The organism is Nonomuraea diastatica (genome assembly GCF_004349015.1).
GTDB classification, from domain to species: domain Bacteria; phylum Actinomycetota; class Actinomycetes; order Streptosporangiales; family Streptosporangiaceae; genus Nonomuraea; species Nonomuraea diastatica.
The window spans coordinates 1-5,684 of sequence record NZ_SMKP01000329.1 but is presented as its reverse complement, the minus strand read 5'-3'; the positions used below and the strand labels follow the sequence as shown (position 1 = coordinate 5,684).

Here is a 5,684-nt window from a genome sequence, read left to right as displayed (position 1 = left end):
TGCCGCCTCGGAAGTAGACCGTGTCCCCGGGCTGGGCGGCCGCTTGCGCACGGGCAATGGAGGCCCACGGAGCGGCCTGCGTTCCCGAGGCGCTGTCGCTGCCGTTCGGGGCGACGTAGTAGACGGCGGCCGCCGCGTTGGCGACCGTCACGGACGTGGAAGCGAGCGCGGTGGGACTCACCACGACTGTCGCGGCCAAGGCGGCACACGCCACCGTCATGCAGCGTTTCATCACTGAACTCCGTCAGACGTTGAGAAAGCCGTCCATGGCGGCGGTCGGGCGCTTGCTGCCTTCGTCCCAAGCCGAGCTGTTGTAGTAGTTGAACGACGGGTAACCCTCGGGCTCCCAGAAGAAGGTCCCCAGACCGCCGAAGCCCTTGATCCCGGTGATGAACGCCCGCAGTGAGTCGCGCACCTGAGTGGGCTTGCCCACCGGGCCGCCGTACTCCACCTGCATGACCGGCTTGCCGTAGCTGGTCTGGATGGTCCTCATGTTGTTCAGCACGGGGCTCACGTTGCCGCCCTGCGCGTACGAGGACAGGCCGGTGATGTCCCACTTCCCGCCGTTGCCGCGGTAGGCGTTGAAGAAGTTCTGAATACTGTCGAACTTCTGCGGCTGGGCCAGGTGAATGAGCACCGGGGTGCCGGGGAAGACCTGCTTGGCCGAGTCGTAGGCGGCATTCAGCAGGCCGGTCATCTGGGCCGGTCGGCTGATGCTGCCGGTGGGCTTGCAGATGCCCGAGTTCGTCTCATTACCGATCTTGACCCAGTCCGGTGTGACGCCGGCGCTCCTGAGCTGGTTCATCGAGTTGGTCACGTAGGTGCGCATCGCCGTGAGCATCTGGTTGTAGCTCATGCCGGCCCACGCCGCCGGCGGGTTCTGCACGCCGACCGAGTTCCAGGTGTCCCCGAAGTGGAACCCGATGAGCACCTGCAGGCCGGCGTCCACACAGCGCCGTGCCATCTGCACGGTCTCCGCCATGCTGCAGTGGCCGTTGGCCGGGTGGCTGGACGGGTTGACCCAGGTGCGCAGGCTGATGGCGGTGATGCCATAGCCCTTGAGGATGGTGAACAGGTCCTGCCGCTGGCCGGACCTGTTGTTCCAGTAGTAGCCGCGTGCCTCCATCTGCGGCATCCAGCTGATGTCCGCGCCTTTGACGAAGGAGGCGGCCTCCGCCTGCGGTGCCCGGACGGCGCTGGTGCCCAACGCCAGCGCGCCGGCACCGGCCGCCGCGCCGAGCAGGACGGTACGCCGCCGCACACCGCCAGGTGCGCCTGTTTCGTTGTCGGTCATGGTGCGGGCTCCCTCCGATGCGGAGATGTCTGCTGTGAACTTCGACCTGGCACTGGGCAAACCGCCGAACCGCTGGCTTGCGAAGTACCCCTGATTGCGCCGACGGCCGATCGAACGAGGAGACGATCCCGGGCTACGGGCACGACTCAGTTGAGATGGGCGTGCCCCGACGGGCTGAGCCAGGCCACGGCCATCGGCGGGCATAGGAGCTGGACGGCATGAAACGATTCATCCCAATGCGCGGGCAGGGGTGCTTCTGCCCTCCTTACCCCTCGCGATCGGGGCGACGGCGTACGTGGAGGCAGGCGTGTCAGCGGGCTCCAGGTAGGTGGTGCTGTCGGTGACCGCGGCGATCGGCCGGCCCTCGCGGTAGACGCTGAAGCCGGCACTCACTCTGCCGCCCATTCCGGATCTGGTCACCTTGATACCCAGGAAAAGGCCAGCTCAGGGATATGCCATCAGGTGTCGTCGTGGCGACCGAACACGGCCGAGGCGTTCTATCCCGTGCGGGGTCCGGCCGCCGGCGGGCGTGGCCGGGAGCACGCGCGCACACGAGGGCGGCCTCGATCGTGAGGGCTAATCGAGTGGGGCGCATGGGAGCTCCTAGGGGGGTCGGAGCAGTTGAATCGATATAACGGCGCAAGCGTAGGAGCGTTGACATCAGTCGTCAAGGCTTCCGTTTCTCTCAGCCCTCGAGATGCTCTCCGGCGTCCTCGACTCGGCACCCCGTCCTTCGCGGCACAAGTGCTCTGTCGACGTGGACGGCTTCCGCGACGAGGACTCCCTGCTGCACCAACCATGGGCGCCGCCTTGCGCTTCGACCCGAGCCCGACATCGACGACTCTTCCCCCAGAGGGGCAAGAGATGGCGTGGCGAACGGAGCAGGCGCGGTGGTGGTCTTCAGCAGGCAGCCCGCATGGTGAGGCGGTTGTGAGCATGCGGTTTCCGAGCAAGCGGCTCGCCGCCGACGTGGCGGGATCAGGCTGTCGGGACCGGTCGACGGCCGCCACGGCGGACTCCAGCGGCATGGCCGGCCGAACCCGTTTACAACGGGCCACCGGTCGTCCCCGCCAAGACTCCTGACGTCATCCGGTTCGCTGTGCCACGCCCGCGCGGTCGGCCGGCTTCTACATGCGCCCGATGGAGCGGGCGCATGAAACTTTCACGTCCGCACTCCGGAGATCGCCCTCTCTGGGAACGTGCACAGAAAGGGAAATGGCCTATTCGCCGACGATTGCAGTGGTCTGCTTGCTCACAGCGCCCTTACCTCGGATTCCAGACAGCCCTTTCAGTACGCCATGCTCTGCATTACTGTGCACGTTCACAGAGCTTCATTCAGCCTGTGAGGAGGACATGTGATCGCATCCCCACCCCACACGCCGATTTCACACCTGATCCCCGCCATCGCCCGCCGCCGCAGAACATGCGGTGACACGACATCCGCCTAACGGGACCGTCGACACCAGCCCGCCCAAGTGAACCGTCCGCCCACCCGTGCCCCCAGGGCGCGGGCGCCACTGGGCCGGTCCACCGTGTCCGCAGCCGGCGACGCCGCCGGCCGTACGCGGTCGGCCGCGCCATCTACATGGGCAGGTGCTGGGACGATCCCTGCTTTTCGACTGCTGTTCCGACCGCCGGAGGACCCATGAAAAGGATCTTGGTGGCGTTGGCATTATGCGCCGCCGCGACCGTCCCCGCCGGGCAACCGGCCCACGCCGCCACCCGCTTCGCTCGGCATGCTCGGCGCAGACGTCTCCTCCCTGCGACGCGCGCTGATCTGGGCGCGAAGTACTACGACGCCGGTGGCGTGCAGCGAGATCCGCATGTGGCACGGCACGCTGTCCCACTTGTCCATGGTCATCGCCGACATGCGCGCCCGGTACGGCAAGGACGTGGTCATCGCCGAGACCGCCTACCCCTTCACCGCCGACTCCACCGCAGCGTGGTCACCTCCCGCTGCTCGGCGTACCGGTTCGCGGCGGTGCAGAGCACAGCGCGTAACGCCGGTGCGATCGGGGTCTTCTCCTGGGAGCCGACCTGGTACGCGGTACCCGGCAGCGGCTGGGACCCGGCGAATATCGCAAACAGCGGTAACGAGTGGGACAACACGGCCGTCTTTAACGGGACCGGCCACCTCAATCCCCACGTCCGGTGGACGCCGTAAGCCCGAGGGCAACCGTGCCTGCCGAGCACCCCGCCCGCTCCCGGCAGGCCAGGGCCCGTGGCACCGGAGACGCGAGCCCGTGACAAGCCGATGGCCCGCCGTGCAGGCGGCGCCGAACCCCTGCAGACCTTCACGAGAAAGCGCGGAATCACCATGGGTTCATCTCGGTCAGGTCGCCGCGTGCTCGGCCCGCCGGCTCGTCGAGACCCGTCGTTCTTCCTCTCACCTCCTCATGGACCTGCTGTCCGTACCGCTCGCGACGCCGGCCGCGGCGATGCAGCGTGCGGGCTCGTATCACGGGAGCCATCGGGGTCTTCCGCCTGGGGCCCGCCTGGTACACCGTCCCCGGCAACGGCTGGAACCCGGCAGACATCAACTCCTCCGGCAACGCCCGGGAGGACCAGGCCGTCTTCAACCAGAACGGCCGCATCAACCCCAACATCCGCTGGCTGCCCTGACCACGTGCGCAACGCTCCTGCCGCCCCTCGCGGGTGGCACGAGCACCCGCAACCGCTGGCGCCCCGCGCGTCCAGCCGGCCTGCCGCTGACCGGAGGCACCCGGCAGCGGACCCGACCGAACCCCCATCGCCACAGCCATCCCTACACCGCAAGGAGTCATCCATGACCATGCAACGGCGGACATTCCTCAGCGTGAGCGCGGCCGGAGCGGCGGGCCTCGGCCTGTCCCTGCTCGGCGGGGGGCAGGCGTTAGCCGCGGTCGGGTCGCTGGACCCTGCGCCGGCCACGCCGTTCGCGGTCGGCGTGCGCCGGTATGACTGGACCCGCGGCAGCCGCCCGTGCACGACCTACGTCTACTACCCCGCCACCGGCACTCCCGGCGGCAACCCGGTGACGAACGCCCCGGTCGCCAACGGTGTCTTCCCCGTCTACAACTTCACCCACGGTTACGGCAGCAGCCCGCAGAACTCCCTGTTCATCATCCGGGCCCTGGCCGCGGCGGGCTTCATCGTCCCCGCCCCGCACTTCAACCACAACTTCAACGACATCAACAACGGCAACACCTCCAAGGACGTCTCGCAGATCCTCACCGAGACCCTCGCCCTCAACACGAGCGGGCCGCTGGCCGGGCACATCAACGGCGGCATCGGCGTCGGGGTGTCAGGCCACTCCCTGGGCGGCATGACCACCCACGGCCTGCTGACCGCCTGGCCCGACAGCCGGATCATCTCCGCCAACCCGCAATCCTGCGTGGACATGGGCAACCCCGCCAGCTCGGTCTCGGCCAAGGTCCTGTTCGTCCACGGCGACCGGGACTCCACCACGTCCTACTCCTCGGCCCGGCAGGCGTACACGGAGATGACCTGGCCCAAGGCGTTCCTCACCTTCGTCGGCGGCAGCCACACCAGCTTCTGGAGCGACAACCGCTTCCCGAACACCGTCGTCGACTGGGCCCGCTGGACCATGTACGGCGACACCGCCGCAAGGGACCGCCTCCCGGCCGACGCCGCTGGGTCCAACACCAGGTGGGAAGCCCAGCTGGGCGACACGCCCGGCGGCCCCGCCGCCTACACCCTGGTGGCCCAGCACAGCGGCAAGGCCGCCGACATCAACGAGGCCTCCACCGCAGCGGGAGCCAGGCTCATCCAATACACCGCCAACGGCGGACCCAACCAGCAGTTCGAGTTCGTCGACACCGGCGACGGCCACGTCCGCCTCAAGGCCCGCCACAGCGGCCTGTTCCTCCAGCCCACGGGCACCGCGACCGGCGCGGACGTCGTCCAACAGGCCGACACCGGCGCCACCGTTCAGCAGTGGCGCGTGGTCGACCACGGCGGTGACGTGATCAGCCTCGTCAACCGGGAGTCCGGCCTGGCCATGGACGTCTGGGAATACTCCACCGCCAACAGCGCCCGCATCACCCAATACACCTACAGCGGCAACCCCAACCAGCGCTTCACCCGCCGTCGCGTCTGACACGGACCTGACGGGGCACCGCTCGGGCAACGGGGGGGCGGGCGGTGCCCTGATATCCCTTCGCCATCACACTGGACGGGTTCCATGACACAGCCTCTCCATGATCCAACCTCACCGCGACGTCCGCACAGACGCCGCACCACCTTCGTCCTCGTCGGCGCGCTGATCGCGAGCTGCGCCGCCGCACTGGTCACGGGACCGTCGGCGAATGCGGCCGTGATCGACCCGGTGGCGTACTACCAGATCGTCTCGCGGCACAGCGGCAAAGCGGTCGACATCGCCGACCAGTCG

General features: G+C 68.3%; 6 protein-coding genes and 1 pseudogene. 3 read left to right on the top strand and 4 right to left on the bottom strand.

Going from position 1 to position 5,684, the window contains the following annotated elements:
• The 4 genes from E1294_RS50810 to E1294_RS56925 all read right to left on the bottom strand — a co-directional run.
• Nucleotides 1-232, bottom strand: a 232-nt coding sequence (locus tag E1294_RS50810) for a right-handed parallel beta-helix repeat-containing protein (protein WP_425465288.1), incomplete at its 3' end; no start/stop codon positions are given.
• A 12-nt stretch (nt 233-244) separates the two neighbouring features.
• Nucleotides 245-1,294 carry a glycosyl hydrolase 53 family protein gene (locus E1294_RS50805; protein WP_132520185.1) on the bottom strand — a complete coding sequence of 350 codons (1,050 nt, stop codon included), beginning with the start codon at nt 1,292-1,294 and terminating at the stop codon, nt 245-247.
• 228 nt (nt 1,295-1,522) lie between these two features.
• Nucleotides 1,523-1,699, bottom strand: coding sequence for a rhamnogalacturonan endolyase family protein (locus E1294_RS53915; protein ID WP_165977957.1), 177 nt, complete (start codon nt 1,697-1,699; stop codon nt 1,523-1,525).
• A 1,267-nt stretch (nt 1,700-2,966) separates the two neighbouring features.
• Nucleotides 2,967-3,194, bottom strand: coding sequence for a hypothetical protein (locus E1294_RS56925; protein WP_246083868.1), 228 nt, complete (start codon nt 3,192-3,194; stop codon nt 2,967-2,969).
• On the opposite strand from E1294_RS56925, the gene E1294_RS58720 reads away from it, so the two are divergent.
• The 3 genes and pseudogenes from E1294_RS58720 to E1294_RS50790 form a co-directional block, all read left to right on the top strand.
• Nucleotides 3,118-4,083: a glycosyl hydrolase 53 family protein gene (locus E1294_RS58720; protein ID WP_425465289.1), complete on the top strand. Its 966-nt coding sequence runs from the start codon at nt 3,118-3,120 to the stop codon at nt 4,081-4,083. The two genes, E1294_RS56925 and E1294_RS58720, sit on opposite strands and share 77 nt — an antisense overlap.
• Entirely contained in the window at nt 4,080-5,393 is a 1,314-nt protein-coding gene (locus E1294_RS50795) for an RICIN domain-containing protein (protein WP_132520182.1), read from the top strand. The genes E1294_RS58720 and E1294_RS50795 overlap by 4 nt, the downstream gene beginning before the upstream one ends.
• Before the next feature lie 84 nt (nt 5,394-5,477).
• Nucleotides 5,478-5,684, top strand: a pseudogene (locus E1294_RS50790) (RICIN domain-containing protein); the annotation flags it as partial.

Coding starts and splice junctions, on each gene's coding strand:
- E1294_RS50795 (WP_132520182.1), top strand. CDS start 4,080: ATGACCATGCAACGGCGGACATTCCTCAGCGTGAGCGCGGCCGGAGCG.
- E1294_RS50805 (WP_132520185.1), bottom strand. CDS start 1,294: ATGACCGACAACGAAACAGGCGCACCTGGCGGTGTGCGGCGGCGTACC.
- E1294_RS53915 (WP_165977957.1), bottom strand. CDS start 1,699: ATGGGCGGCAGAGTGAGTGCCGGCTTCAGCGTCTACCGCGAGGGCCGG.
- E1294_RS58720 (WP_425465289.1), top strand. CDS start 3,118: ATGTGGCACGGCACGCTGTCCCACTTGTCCATGGTCATCGCCGACATG.
- E1294_RS56925 (WP_246083868.1), bottom strand. CDS start 3,194: ATGACCACGTCCTTGCCGTACCGGGCGCGCATGTCGGCGATGACCATG.